Source organism: Sinobaca sp. SA16-1, from assembly GCF_059510515.1.
The window spans coordinates 201,744-215,169 of record NZ_JCAKFL010000003.1 but is presented as its reverse complement, the minus strand read 5'-3'; the positions used below and the strand labels follow the sequence as shown (position 1 = coordinate 215,169).

Below are 13,426 nucleotides of genomic sequence, written 5' to 3'. Positions count from 1 at the left end.
TATCTTTTTATAATTTAGAACGCAGCGCTTCAATAACTTTCTGCGTCATTTCCGAAGTCGTAGTTACCACTTCGCCTTCTCTGGCAATATCACCAGTACGAAAGCCTTGATTGAGTACATGATCTATCGCTTTATCAACTGCCTGGGCTTCATCTATCATTCCAAATGCATATTTAAGCATCATGGAAGCAGACGAAATTGCCGCCAGCGGATTAGCTTTGCCCTGGCCTGCAATATCCGGTGCAGAGCCGTGAACAGGCTCATACAATCCCGGTCCTTCTGCACTCAGGCTGGCAGAAGGAAGCATTCCAAGAGAACCCGTAAGCATAGAAGCTTCATCGCTTAATATATCTCCAAACAGATTTTCCGTAACAATCACATCAAAATACTGTGGATCTCTGATCAGCTGCATCGCGGCGTTATCCACGAGCATATGCTCAAGCGTAACATCGGGATAGTCTGCACTGATTTCCTCTGCAATTTCTCTCCAGAGTCTGCTTGTTTCCAGTACATTCGCTTTATCAACAGAAGTTAATTTCCTGCTTCGGACCTGAGCAAGCTCAAATCCTTTGCGGATTATTCTTTCTATCTCCGAACGGCTGTAAATTAACGAATCCACCGCTATGGTTTCCCCATTTTCTTCACGGCGTTCCCGCGGTTCTCCAAAGTACAGACCGCCTGTAAGCTCGCGTACGATCATTAAATCTATTCCGGTAATCACTTCTTTACGAAGGGTGGAGGAATCTGAAAGGCTGTCAAATCCGGTAACCGGCCGCAGATTCGCAAACAGGTCAAGCTCTTTACGGATGCGGAGAAGGCCTTTTTCCGGACGCATATCCCCGCTTAAATGATCCCACTTTGGTCCTCCTACTGCTCCAAGAAGAACCGCGTCTCCTGCTTTGCAGGATTCAATAGTGGAAGCAGGCAGCGGATCGCTGTGCTTATCAACAGCGCTTCCTCCAATATCAGCATAGGAAAAGGCGAAATCATGATCATACATCGTTCCGATCGTTTCAAGCACTTCCACAGCCGACTGCACGACTTCCATGCCGATGCCGTCGCCGGGGAGTACGGTAATATTTCTTTTCATAAACAGGCTCTCTCCTTAGTGACAGCCGTTAAACGTGGATGGTTTCCATTTTCGTTTTATCCCGGCTTGAACGATTCATAATTCTATTCACTGCATTAATATAAGCTTTTGCAGAAGCTTCAAGAACGTCGTTGGCTGTACCTCTTCCAGTCGTTTCTTCCCCATCAAATTCGACACGGACAAACACCTCTGCCAACGCGTCCCTGCCTCCGGTGATAGACTGGATCCGGTAGTCTTTAAGATCAATCTTCTTGCCAATAACACGCTCAAGCGTATTGTACAGCGCTTCGACGCTTCCGGATCCGGTAGCCGCTTCCTCCACTATGGAGCCGTCAGGTATTTTCATTGTGACGGTAGACGTTGGAATATTGTTTGTTCCATAGTTCACCTGAAGCGTTTCGACTTCATAATACTTTACTGCTTCGCCGGCTTTTTCTTCAGTCATCAAGGCGAAAATATCTTCGTCCGTGATTTCTTTTTTCTTATCTGCTAACGATTTGAATGCTTTAAACACTTTATTTAACTCGTCTTCACTTGTGTTGTAACCAAGATCACGGATTTTTTCTTTGAATGCATGGCGGCCTGAGTGTTTGCCCAGAACCATCCGGTTGGCATGGACGCCAACGAGTTCAGGAGTGATAATTTCATACGTTGTTTTTTCCTTCAGGACACCGTCCTGGTGGATGCCCGCCTCGTGGGCGAAGGCATTGTCCCCTACAACTGCTTTGTTGTTTGGAACTGCCATACCGGTTAAGGAGCTGACAATCGTACTGGTCCGCTTGATTTCTTTGAGCGTCAATCCTGTTTCTGCATTGTAGTAATCCTGGCGGATGCGCAGCGCCACGGCAATTTCTTCTAAAGAAGCATTACCGGCCCGCTCGCCGATACCATTGATTGTGCATTCCACCTGGTCTGCACCGGCTTCAATGGCAGCAAGAGAGTTAGCTACAGCTAATCCAAGATCATCGTGACAATGGGCGGAAAGGTTTGCTTTATCAATATTGGGCACTGTTTTTTTCAAATAGCTGAACATTTCATGAATTTCTTTTGGCGTAATATAGCCGACCGTATCCGGCAGGTTAATTACTTCTGCGCCAGCATCAATTACCTGTTCAATAATTTCTGCAAGAAAGTGAATGTCCGAGCGGCAGGCATCCTCTGCAGACCACTGTACTTTTGCAAATCGTTCTTTTGCATACTTAACAGAATCTACAGCAGTGTCTATTACCTGCTGGGGGCTCATGCGGAGCTTATGCTCCATATGAATAGGCGAGGTCGCCAAGAATAAATGAATTCTTGGCTCCGCTCCTCCTTTTAACGCTTCCCACGACGTATCAATTTCTTTTTTGATGGATCTGGAGAGTCCGGTTACTGAACTGTTTTTAATCGTATTAGCAATGGCTTGAACCGATTTGAAGTCGCCTTCGGAAGCGCCGGGAAAACCGGCTTCCATAATATCCACACCAAGTCTTTCGAGCTGGGTGGCTATCTGCATTTTTTCTTCAAAATTCAAGTTCACGCCCGGCGATTGTTCTCCATCTCGCAGCGTCGTGTCAAAGACGTTAATTTTTCGCACTGCCCACCACTCCTTTAGATTGTTTGTTCACAAACGGCATCATACCGCGGAGTTCCTTGCCGACTTCTTCAATCAAATGGTTGTTTTCTCTATCGTTTGTAGCATTAAATTCTGGACGGTTTGCCTGATTTTCAAGGATCCATCCTTTAGCGAAACGGCCTGTTTGAATATCGGTAAGAACGTCACGCATAGCCTGCTTTGTATCTTCTGTTACGATACGAGGCCCTGCCTGAAAATCTCCCCACTGGGCTGTATCAGAGATAGAGTAACGCATTCCGGCCAAACCGCCTTCATACATTAAGTCAACGATAAGCTTCAGCTCATGCAGGCATTCGAAGTAAGCTACCTCAGGCTGGTATCCAGCTTCAACAAGTGTTTCAAAACCAGCTTTTACCAATGCAGAAGTTCCTCCGCAAAGAACAGCCTGTTCACCGAATAAATCTGTTTCTGTTTCTTCCTGGAACGTTGTTTCCAAAACGCCTGCTCTTGCAGAACCGATCTGTTTTGCATAAGCAAGTGCTGTATCTTTTGCAGATCCTGTTGCATCCTGATACACAGCGATTAATGCAGGAACGCCTGCTCCATCTTCGTATGTGCGGCGGACAATGTGGCCCGGTCCTTTAGGTGCTACCATAAACACATCCACGTTTGACGGTGGAACGATCTGGTTAAAGTGAATGTTAAAACCGTGCGCGAATACAAGCGCCTTGCCTTCTTTAAGCTGTGGTTCAATTTCATTTTTATAGATAGTTGGCTGGTATTCATCCGGAAGAAGGATCATGATAACATCCGCTTTCTCGGAAGCTTCTTTTACAGAAAGGACAGTAAACCCGTCTTCTTTCGCTTTATCCCAGGATTTTCCCTGGCGCAGGCCGATTACGACATCTACACCGCTCTCACGAAGGTTTTGTGCGTGTGCATGTCCTTGTGAACCATAACCTACTACTGCTACTGTCTTATTCTGAAGTACCCCTTCATTTACATCCCCGTTATAAAATACTTTAGCCATTTTTACATTCTCTCCTTTAGTGTTTGCAATTTTTTTAGTTGATAACAGAATACTTTGGACTATCTATAACGCCTTTTTTTGTATCTCGCTTAAAGGCGGTAATCCCGGTTCTTGCTAATTCTTTAATTCCATAAGGTTTCACTAAATCAATTAGTGCTTCTACCTTGTCGTTATCGCCGGTAACCTGAATGGTTATGCTTTCGCGGCTCACATCAATAATCGAGGCGCGGAACGGCTGAATAAGATCTGTTAATTCTCCACGCTGCTGCGGCGGAGAGAGTACCTTGATTAAGGCAAGCTCTCTGGCAACAATCGCTTCATCGGTAAGATCTCTTACTTTCAGCACATCGACTTGCTTATTAAGTTGTTTAATAACCTGGTCGAGGCCCCGCTGATCGTCCACATTCATTACAAAAGTCATCCGGGATACCCTTGGATTTTCTGTCATTCCGACAGTAATACTTTCAATGTTGAAATTACGCCGGGCAAACAGTCCCGTAATTCGGTTCATTACTCCAGATGTATTGTTTACGGTAGCAACGATTGTTTTTCTCATGGCTTGATTCCCTCCATTTCGTGGTGGCCTTTTCCTGGAGCAATCATCGGATACACGTTTTCTACTTTATGGACTCTGCAGTCCAGCAGAACCGGACCGTCGTAGGCGATAGCTTCTTTTAAAATATCCTGCATTTCAGCGGGATCTTCAATTTTCCATCCCTTCACATTGTAGGCATCCGCTAGCTTGACAAAATCCGGCTGAATAGGGAAAAGAGAGTTGGAGTAGCGCTCTTCGTAGAAAAGCTGCTGCCACTGTCTCACCATTCCAAGAGACGCGTTGTTAACAATGATAATCTTTACAGGAAGATTTAATTCCTGCAGGATAGAAAGCTCCTGAGCGGTCATTTGAAAACCGGCATCCCCAACTACGGCAACGACCGTTTTATCTGGTTCCGCAAACTGGGCTCCGATAGCTGCCGGGAAACCAAATCCCATCGTACCGAGACCTCCGGAAGTGACCCACTGATTTGGCTTAGGGAATTTATAGAACTGTGCAGACCACATCTGGTGCTGTCCTACGTCTGTTGTAATAATGGCATCGCCATTCGTTTCTTCATAAATCATTTCAATCAGCCGCTGCGGCTTTAACAGTTCATTGTCTTCTTTGTACCAGAGCGGATATTCCGCTTTCCATTCTTTAATCGTTTCTTTCCACTCACCGCATTCACAGTTGGTCTTGGCTTCTTGATTAAGCATACGCATCGCTTCTTTCGCATCTCCTACAATAGGAATATGCGTTTCCACGTTTTTTCCGATTTCAGCAGGATCGATATCAATGTGAGCGATCGTCGCGTATGGGGCAAAGGCATCGAGCCTGCCGGTAAGCCTGTCGTCGAACCTGGCACCAATGTTGATTAACAGGTCAGCTTCATGAAGCGCCATATTGGCTGAGTACGTGCCATGCATACCGCCCATCCCGAGAAATTGTTCATGATCGCCAGGGAACGCTCCCAGTCCAAGCAGCGTACTCGCTACTGGTATCTGCTGATTCTCTGCGAATTCAAGCACTTCTTCCGAACCGCCGGCATGAAGGATACCAGCTCCTGTCAAAATGACCGGCTTTTTAGCCTGCGCTACCGCTTCAGCTAACTTCCGAATTTGCAGCCTGTTTGGAATTCTTGTCGGCTGATAGCCTGGAAGATCAAGCGGTTCGTCGTAGTTAAACTCACCAATCGCTATGGAAACATCTTTTGGAAGATCGATTAGTACAGGACCCGGGCGGCCGGAGGTAGCAATGTGAAAAGATTCTTTAATAATATTTGGAAGGTCATCAACATTTCTTACCTGGAAATTGTGTTTCGTAATCGGCATGGTTACTCCGATAATATCTGCCTCTTGAAAAGCATCGGTACCAATAACCGATGTTGCCACCTGACCTGTAATAACAACAAGCGGAAGCGAATCAATCATGGCATCTGCAATACCGGTAATGACGTTTGTTGCTCCCGGTCCGGAAGTAACGACGCATACGCCGGGCTTTCCGGACACTCTTGCGTACCCTTCGGCAGCGTGAATGGCCCCCTGCTCATGTCTGGCAAGAATGTGTCTGATACCCGTCCGGTAGATCTCGTCGTACGTCGGAAGAATAGCTCCGCCGGGATATCCGAAAATCACATCTACTTTTTCTCTTGCTAATGCTTGAATCAGCATGCTGGACCCTGACATCTGCTGATTCTCGACTTTCAATTCACGACCGTCTTCTTCTTTAACTTTTGTATTCACTGCTAGCCCTCCTTATTAGCCTATCGCTTTCTCACCCGGTATTTTTATACACAAAAAAATCTCTCCACTCCAATCAGCCTATAGTTATATAGGCTAAAGGGGCGAAAAGATTCTTTTCACGGTACCACCCTTATTTTGCGGTAAATCTTTACCGCCTCAGCGATGATCCTTACGGATCATTCATTTGATAACATGTGAAGTGTGTGCTTCACACGGCCTGGATTAATAGTATAAACGTTCATCCAGGCGCTCAAAGGGGAGTTCATTATCAGCGGTTACACCGTTTCTCAGCGTTCAACGGTTCTCTGTAGTAAGTCGGTCTGACAACTAGTTGTCCTTCTCAACGCATTTCTATATAGAGTTATTAAGCTTTCACTTCATTGGCAGAGTATATTTTCACTCCGTCTTGTACTACTTTTTGTCGGAAGCCTTCCAACAGCACTTTTGTGTGATGACCCGGTGTTCCATCGCCGATTATCCGGCCGTCCACTTTCACCACTGCGATAACTTCTGCAGCTGTTCCAGTGAGGAATACCTCATCTGCTGTATACACATCATGCCTCGTAAAAGGTTCTTCTTTAAGAGTATAACCTAATTCTTCAGATAATTCCATAATTGCTGCTCTGGTGATTCCTTCTAACGCGCCAATGTATCCTGGAGGCGTATAAAGGACGTTATTTCTAATAATAAAAATATTATCGGCAGAGCCTTCAGCTACATACCCTTCGCTGTTAAGCATAAGAGCTTCGCTTACTCCGGCAAGTCCTGCTTCTATTTTAACGAGTATATTATTTAAATAATTGAGCGATTTCACTTTCGGACTCAGCACATCCGGGCTGTTTCTCCGGGTGGCAACTGTTACAATATCAAGCCCGTTTTCATAAAACTCTTTAGGATAAATAGCGAGTTCTTCTGCAATAGCTATAATCTGCGGAGAAGAACATGATGCAGGATCAAGCCCTAAGTTTCCGACTCCTCTGGATACTACGAGTCTTATATACGCATCCTGAAGGTCGTTTTTCCGAAGGGTTTCCAAAATAATCTCCGTCATTTCTTCTGAAGAATGAGGGATGGTGAGCATAATGGATTTAGCCGAATTATACAGTCTTGTTAGATGTTCCTCAAGTTTGTATACATTTCCACTATAAACCCTGATGCCTTCAAATACACCGTCACCGTAAAGAAACCCATGGTCATAGACAGAAATTTTGGCATCTTCTTTTCTTACAAATTCACCGCTTAAATAAATCCACTGATCTTTCATCTTTAACCACTCCTGATGTTTGAACTGAATATAAGGAACCATCAGGACTTTGCTTTCAAGTTACATCTTAGACGGTTCTATCCTGTGTTTGTACGCACGGAAAAGCCAAATGTATTTCCCCTGTATACAAACAGTGCGTTGAAATCCATATTACTCCGATTAGCCCAAAGGGTCAACCGTTTTCCGGAAATATTTTGACGATTCATATTACTTTTCTTTTTAACAGAAACATCTAAGCACCCCAGTATCGATTCTGCCGTTTTTTTCTATTTACATACAAAAAAACAGCATCTGCATAGATGCTGTTTTGGAATGGTTGTATTGGTGTCCCAGGCAGGATTCGAACCTGCGACCGACGCCTTAGAAGGGCGTTGCTCTATCCTGCTGAGCTACTGAGACATCTTATGTTCTGCCGTTTTTCACGACAAGATTTATATTAATATATCTTCACGATAAAGTCAATGCGGTTTGCTGAGAAACTTTGGCACCATTTAACTAATTTGACCAGCGCAGCCCTTCTGCAGAAGCATTTGAACACAGCGAAGTGCCGGCATTTCTTTCTTAAAGAAAAAAATGCCCGGACAGCTCTTCTACTTCTTTTCCGGAATGTTCTTCATAAAATCGGACGTCTGCTTCCGCTGGTGTGGAAAATTCTACTACTGCATATGTTTTTTCCATCCTCGTTCTCGGCATTAACAAACTGCCTGGATTAACAAACAGACGGTTCTGATACACTTCAACAGCTGCGATATGACTGTGGCCGCTGCAGACCAGGCTGGCGCCCTTTTTTTCTGCTTCTCTCGCTATAGGCCCGATGTCGCTTTTTACGTTCAGCAGATGCCCATGTGCAGCATATATGGTGATGCCATCTACTTCTACTGCCACTTCCGTAGGAAATTGACCGGGCATATCCACGTTCCCTTCAACAATATGAATGTCTGAGAGAATATTGTCATCCCTGGTCAATTCGGAGTCTCCACAGTGAATAATGGCGTGGACTTCCTGTTTGTGCCGTTTCAATACCCGCTGCAGCTCTTTTTTGCTGCCGTGTGTGTCACTTACGATTAATGCTTTCATTTCGTACCCGCCTTTATTCATTCATTGTGTTGGAAATATAATCTACTGCAAGCCTTACTGCCTTGCCGCGGTGACTGATTTTGTTTTTTTCGATGCCGGATAACTCGGCCATCGTTTTGTTATAGGACGGGAGGAAAAATACAGGGTCGTAGCCAAATCCATTGCCGCCCTCTTTTACGGAATGAATAACGCCTTCACACGTCCCTCTAAACGTTACTGTTTCTTTTCCTGGAACCGCCACTGCTATGACACAGACAAAACGAGCTGTTCGTTTTTCCTCCGGCACGCCGCTCAGCTCCTGAAGCAATTTATTTATATTATCCTCATCGCTTTTCTGCGGACCTGCATACCGGGCGGAATATACGCCCGGCTCCTGATTAAGAATATCCACTTCCAAACCCGAATCGTCCGCTGCTGCCATACAGCCGAACATGGAAGCAACTGCCTCTGCTTTTGCCGAGGCATTTTCTTCAAACGTTATTCCATTTTCAGGGATATCCGCTGTGTCATAATCCAGAAGAGATTTTACTTTCCATCGGTCCTGCAGCATATTATTAAATTCAGCAATTTTCCCTTTATTTTTCGTAGCAATAATAAGTGTATTCATTTTATACTTCCTTTGTTTCTTCTTTTTGGAAAGGCAGGATGCCCTTTAGTGCTTCTGCCTGGACAACAAAAAGTTCTTCCGCACCCTTTTCAGCAAGATCAAGCATCGTATTCAGCTGTGTTCTGGAATACGTTGCTTCTTCTCCGGTCCCCTGCAGTTCGACAAGCTTCTGATCTCCAGTCATGACAACATTCATATCTACTAAAGCCGCTGCATCTTCTTCGTAGCAAAGATCCAGCAGAGCCTGCTCTTCTTTATCAATGCCAATCGATACGGCACAGAGGTAGTTTGTTATTGGCAGAGACTTGATTTTCTTTTTCTTTACATGACCCTGCAGCGCCATCACCATCGCTACATAGGCACCCGTTATGGAAGCGGTTCTTGTGCCCCCGTCTGCCTGAATGACATCACAGTCTATCCAGATAGTCCGTTCGCCCAGTACACTTAAATCGACAACAGAGCGGAGCGACCTTCCGATCAAACGCTGGATTTCCATCGTTCTGCCGGTCAACTTCCCTTTTGCTGCTTCTCTGATGTTTCTTTTTGCTGTCGCTCTTGGAAGCATCGAATACTCTGCAGCAATCCAGCCTTTGCCTGAATTTCTTAGAAAAGGAGGAACCCTGTCTTCGATACTTGCCGTACAAATCACTTTTGTGTCACCGACTGTAATCAGCACTGAACCTTCCGGATGCATCAAATAATCTGTTTCTATCGTTACGGGTCTTAATTCATTTTCTTGTCTCTGGTCAATACGGTACATACTCTTTCCCCTTTTGCTGCTCTCTATTTTTGTGCGCTTGTTTTGCTTAATTGTATTGAATACACGGCCAGTTCATCATTTTGCAGCCATTCTTCTGCCATATCTTTAAACGATTCCGCCGGACCTGTAGTGTAGTATATATTTTCTTTAAGTGCTTCTTCCATGGCTAAATCGTTATTGTAATGAAGGATGGTGCTGACTTCTCTGGCCGTTTCATCCCCGGAGCTGATCAGCGAAATATGTTCTCCTACTACTTCCTGAATCAGTTCCTGCAGCAGAGGGTAGTGGGTGCATCCAAGAATCATCGTGTCAAAAGAAGAAGATAAGAGCGGCTGAAGCGTATTCGTTATGACTTCAACAGCTTCTTTTTTTTCCGTAAAGCCATTTTCCACTAACGGGACGAACGGGGGACAGGAAAGGCTGTCCACCTTTACGTTGGCATTAATCGTATGCAGCGCTTCGATATAAGCCCCGCTTGCGATTGTACCTGCTGTACCGATAACTGCTACATGATTATTTTCGGTTACTTTTAATGCTGAAATAGCCCCTGGCTGGACAACTCCAATCACTGGAATGGAAAGCGATTCTTTCACTTCCTCCAGTACGACTGCAGTGGCTGTATTACAGGCAATAATAAGCATTTTTATGTCTTCTTCAAGCAGGCGGTCGATCATTTCCCACGTAAATGCCCTGACTTCTTCAACAGGACGTGGTCCATATGGGCATCTGGCGGTATCCCCTATGTATACCATCCTCTCCTTTGGAAGCTGTCTTGAAATTTCTTTTGCTACTGTGAGGCCTCCCAGCCCCGAATCAATGACTCCTATCGGTCTTTCCACGCTTTTCCCTCGTTTTCTATTAAAGGTATGCTTATCTATTTTGTATCGGCTGTTTCATTTTCTGTTGTATCTTTCAACTGGTTCATTTTCCCCTGCAGAGCTGCCATACCTTGTTCAATAGAGCTCACTTCTTCCGCTGACATTTCTGATAAAACGCCTTCTAAATATATCTGCCGTTCATTAATAACATCTTTAATGATGACTGTTCCTTTTTCTAAAAGATGAATTCGTACGACGCGGCGGTCTTTTTCATCTTTCACACGTTCTACGAGCTCATTTTTTTCCATCCGGTCGATCAAATCCGTTGTAGTGCTGCAGGCCAGATACATACGCTGGGAAAGTTCGCCGATCGTCATATCTCCCTCTTCCTGCAGCCATTGTAAAGCAACAAACTGCGGTGGGGTAATAGGAAACTCGTTTAGAATTTCTCTTCCCTTCTGCTTTACGATATAGGAAACATGCCGAAGCGACTTTTCTATTTGAGACACTTGCTGTCGATTCACCACTGTTTTCCTCCCTTCCTTTCGGGTCTCTGTATATTTTCGCTTGTTTCGCTCTTTATTGCAAGTCGTATGAAACAAAATCGAGCGGATGATTCCCCTCCTCTGCTTTTCACATACAAAAAAAGCTGCCCCCGGGAAGAGGCAGCTTTTCATTACATCTTTTCTGTAATAAATCCACGCTTTTGAACCAGCTCAGCAATTTCTTCAGAAGTAGACAGCGTCATCGCTTCTTCTACTAATGATTCTGTATCTTTCTTGGAAAGCTGACGGATCTGGCTTCTTGCAGGCAGGACAGATGTCGCACTCATACTGAATTCGTCCAGTCCAAGACCGAGCAATAGCGGAACAGCTGTTGCTTCTCCAGCCATTTCTCCACACATGCCGGCCCATTTGCCTTCTTTATGAGCAGCATCAATAACATTTTTGACAAGTCTTAGTATAGCCGGATGATATGGCTGGTATAAGTGAGCCACTTTTTCGCTCATTCGGTCTGCAGCCATCGTATACTGAATCAAATCGTTAGTACCGATGCTGAAGAAATCTACTTCTTTGGCAAAGATTTCCGCCGCTGCGGCAGTAGATGGAATTTCCACCATAATGCCGACTTCAATCGCATCACTTACTTCTGTACCGGAAGCCGTCAGTTCTTCTTTCACTTCCTGAAGAAGAGCTTTAGCCTGTCTGACCTCTTCAATAGCAGCTACCATAGGAAACATAATACTAAGCTGCCCGTAGGCACTTGCACGGAGTAGAGCTCTCAGCTGCGTTTTGAACATGTCTGTTTTTTCAAGACAAAGGCGGATGGCACGGAAACCTAGAAATGGATTCATTTCTTTAGGCAGATCCAGATATGGAAGCTCTTTGTCTCCTCCGATATCAAGCGTGCGGATAACTACGCGTTTGCCGTTCATTTTTTCCAGAACAGTCTTATACGCATCAAACTGCTCTTCTTCCGTAGGCAGTTCATTACGTCCCATATAAAGAAATTCTGTACGGTAGAGGCCGATGCCTTCTGCTCCGTTGGCCAGAACTCCTTCCATATCCTGAGGCGTACCGATATTGGCAGCAAGTTCTACATGATGATCATCTTTTGTAACAGAGGTTTCATTAACAAGCTTTGCCCATTCTTCTTTTTGGCGGGCAAAAGCTTCTTTTTTCTCTTTATACTCAGAGATTGTTTTTTCATCAGGATTAACAAGGACAGCGCCTTCCAACCCATCAATAATGACAAAGTCGCCGGTTTTAATAGAGGCGGTAGCTTCTTTTGTCCCAACAACAGCAGCCACTTCCATTGATCTTGCCATAATAGCAGAATGGGAAGTCCTGCCTCCGATATCTGTGGCAAATCCTTTAATATAGGCTAAGTTAAGCTGTGCTGTATCAGAAGGAGTTAAGTCTTCCGCAATGACTACTGTTTCTTCATTGATTTCAGCAAGGTTTGTATTTTCCAGTCCCAGCAGATGAAGAAGCACACGCTTTGATACGTCTTTAATATCTGCAGCACGCTCTTTCATGTACTCATTATCCATGCTTTCGAACATGGAAACGTACATATCAGATACTTCTTTCATTGCAAATTCCGCGTTAATGCCTTCTTTGATTTTTGCTTCGACGGCATCAAGCAGTTCAGGATCTTCTAAAACAAGCAGATGGGCAGAAAAAATCTCTGCTTTATCTTCGCCCATTTCTTTAAGCGTTTTATCTTTAATTACCGTAAGTTCTTCTTTCGCAGTCGCTACTGCTTTCTTATAGCGGGCTGTTTCCTCTTCAACGTCGGACACGGTCTTTTTTTGAATATCCATATCAGGCTGTTCCAAAATGAAAGCCGGTGCCATTGCGATGCCTTTAGAAGCGGCAATTCCTGTCAGGCTCTGTGGCATTACTCCCCAAGCCCTTCCTTTACTACTTCTTCAATAGCATTCATTGCTTCGTCTTCGTCAGATCCGTCAGCTTTGATTGTTACTTCTGCACCTTTGCCTACTCCAAGAGACATAACTCCCATAATAGACTTTAGGTTTACGGACTTGCCGTTATACTCTAGTGTAATATCAGAGGAAAATTGGCCCGCTTTATTTACCAGTTGTGTAGCAGGGCGTGCGTGGATCCCAGTATCGTTCGTAATATTGAATGTTTTTTCTTTCATGTCAAATTCCCCTTTTCTTTACTTTCATTTATATCGCTTTCATAAACATACTAAGTATTGACCGTAATGGTCAAGTAAAAGATAAATAGTTTGTTCATGAAATGCCGGCAGCCAAACATCCAGTGATTAAAAAAAGCATGAGTATATACAGCTGAAAACCCCTCTGTATTCTGCAGATAATACAAAAGTATCTATCAGCTTTTCCCTACTCATGCCTGATCTAATCAGTTACACGTTTATCTGCCGGCATAGTGAGCGAATATTTATCCAACGACTAT

At 44.5% G+C, this 13,426-nt stretch carries 13 protein-coding genes, 1 tRNA gene and 1 other annotated feature; all 14 genes read right to left on the bottom strand.

Annotated elements, in window-relative coordinates:
• Nucleotides 1-7: 7 nt before the first annotated feature.
• On the bottom strand, nucleotides 8-1,090 hold the full coding sequence (gene leuB, locus AC5W2J_RS09030; RefSeq protein WP_496059144.1) for a 3-isopropylmalate dehydrogenase: 1,083 nt from the start codon (nucleotides 1,088-1,090) through the stop codon (nucleotides 8-10).
• Nucleotides 1,091-1,118: 28 nt separating this feature from the next.
• A complete protein-coding gene (locus AC5W2J_RS09025) occupies nucleotides 1,119-2,666 on the bottom strand; it encodes a 2-isopropylmalate synthase (protein ID WP_496059143.1) in 1,548 nt (515 codons plus the stop codon).
• Nucleotides 2,653-3,675 (bottom strand): ketol-acid reductoisomerase, encoded by a 1,023-nt coding sequence (ilvC, locus tag AC5W2J_RS09020; protein ID WP_496059142.1) that lies wholly within the window; start codon nucleotides 3,673-3,675, stop codon nucleotides 2,653-2,655. Before ilvC ends, AC5W2J_RS09025 begins: the two co-directional genes overlap by 14 nt.
• Nucleotides 3,676-3,709: 34 nt before the next feature.
• Complete coding sequence (gene ilvN, locus AC5W2J_RS09015) at nucleotides 3,710-4,231, bottom strand: acetolactate synthase small subunit (RefSeq protein ID WP_120192553.1); 522 nt, start codon at nucleotides 4,229-4,231, stop codon at nucleotides 3,710-3,712.
• Nucleotides 4,228-5,898, bottom strand: coding sequence for an acetolactate synthase large subunit (gene ilvB / locus AC5W2J_RS09010; RefSeq protein ID WP_496059648.1), 1,671 nt, complete (start codon nucleotides 5,896-5,898; stop codon nucleotides 4,228-4,230). Before ilvB ends, ilvN begins: the two co-directional genes overlap by 4 nt.
• Nucleotides 5,899-6,049: 151 nt before the next feature.
• Nucleotides 6,050-6,308 (bottom strand) — a binding site (T-box leader).
• A gap of 11 nt (nucleotides 6,309-6,319) precedes the next feature.
• Nucleotides 6,320-7,219: a branched-chain-amino-acid transaminase gene (gene ilvE, locus AC5W2J_RS09005; RefSeq protein WP_496059141.1), complete on the bottom strand. Its 900-nt coding sequence runs from the start codon at nucleotides 7,217-7,219 to the stop codon at nucleotides 6,320-6,322.
• Between the two features lie 322 nt (nucleotides 7,220-7,541).
• Nucleotides 7,542-7,618 (bottom strand) — tRNA-Arg (locus tag AC5W2J_RS09000).
• Nucleotides 7,619-7,780: 162 nt separating this feature from the next.
• Nucleotides 7,781-8,296 carry a metallophosphoesterase family protein gene (locus AC5W2J_RS08995; RefSeq protein ID WP_496059140.1) on the bottom strand — a complete coding sequence of 172 codons (516 nt, stop codon included), beginning with the start codon at nucleotides 8,294-8,296 and terminating at the stop codon, nucleotides 7,781-7,783.
• A gap of 13 nt (nucleotides 8,297-8,309) precedes the next feature.
• Nucleotides 8,310-8,903 carry an XTP/dITP diphosphatase gene (locus tag AC5W2J_RS08990; protein WP_496059139.1) on the bottom strand — a complete coding sequence of 198 codons (594 nt, stop codon included), beginning with the start codon at nucleotides 8,901-8,903 and terminating at the stop codon, nucleotides 8,310-8,312.
• A 1-nt stretch (nucleotide 8,904) separates the two neighbouring features.
• A complete protein-coding gene (gene rph, locus AC5W2J_RS08985; protein WP_496059138.1) occupies nucleotides 8,905-9,663 on the bottom strand; it encodes a ribonuclease PH in 759 nt (252 codons plus the stop codon).
• A 23-nt stretch (nucleotides 9,664-9,686) separates the two neighbouring features.
• Entirely contained in the window at nucleotides 9,687-10,502 is an 816-nt protein-coding gene (racE, locus tag AC5W2J_RS08980) for a glutamate racemase (protein ID WP_496059137.1), read from the bottom strand.
• 35 nt (nucleotides 10,503-10,537) lie between these two features.
• Nucleotides 10,538-11,005 (bottom strand): MarR family winged helix-turn-helix transcriptional regulator, encoded by a 468-nt coding sequence (locus AC5W2J_RS08975; RefSeq protein WP_496059136.1) that lies wholly within the window; start codon nucleotides 11,003-11,005, stop codon nucleotides 10,538-10,540.
• Between the two features lie 152 nt (nucleotides 11,006-11,157).
• On the bottom strand, nucleotides 11,158-12,885 hold the full coding sequence (gene ptsP / locus AC5W2J_RS08970; protein WP_496059135.1) for a phosphoenolpyruvate--protein phosphotransferase: 1,728 nt from the start codon (nucleotides 12,883-12,885) through the stop codon (nucleotides 11,158-11,160).
• Entirely contained in the window at nucleotides 12,885-13,148 is a 264-nt protein-coding gene (locus AC5W2J_RS08965; protein ID WP_120192561.1) for a phosphocarrier protein HPr, read from the bottom strand. Before AC5W2J_RS08965 ends, ptsP begins: the two co-directional genes overlap by 1 nt.
• Nucleotides 13,149-13,426 lie beyond the last annotated feature (278 nt).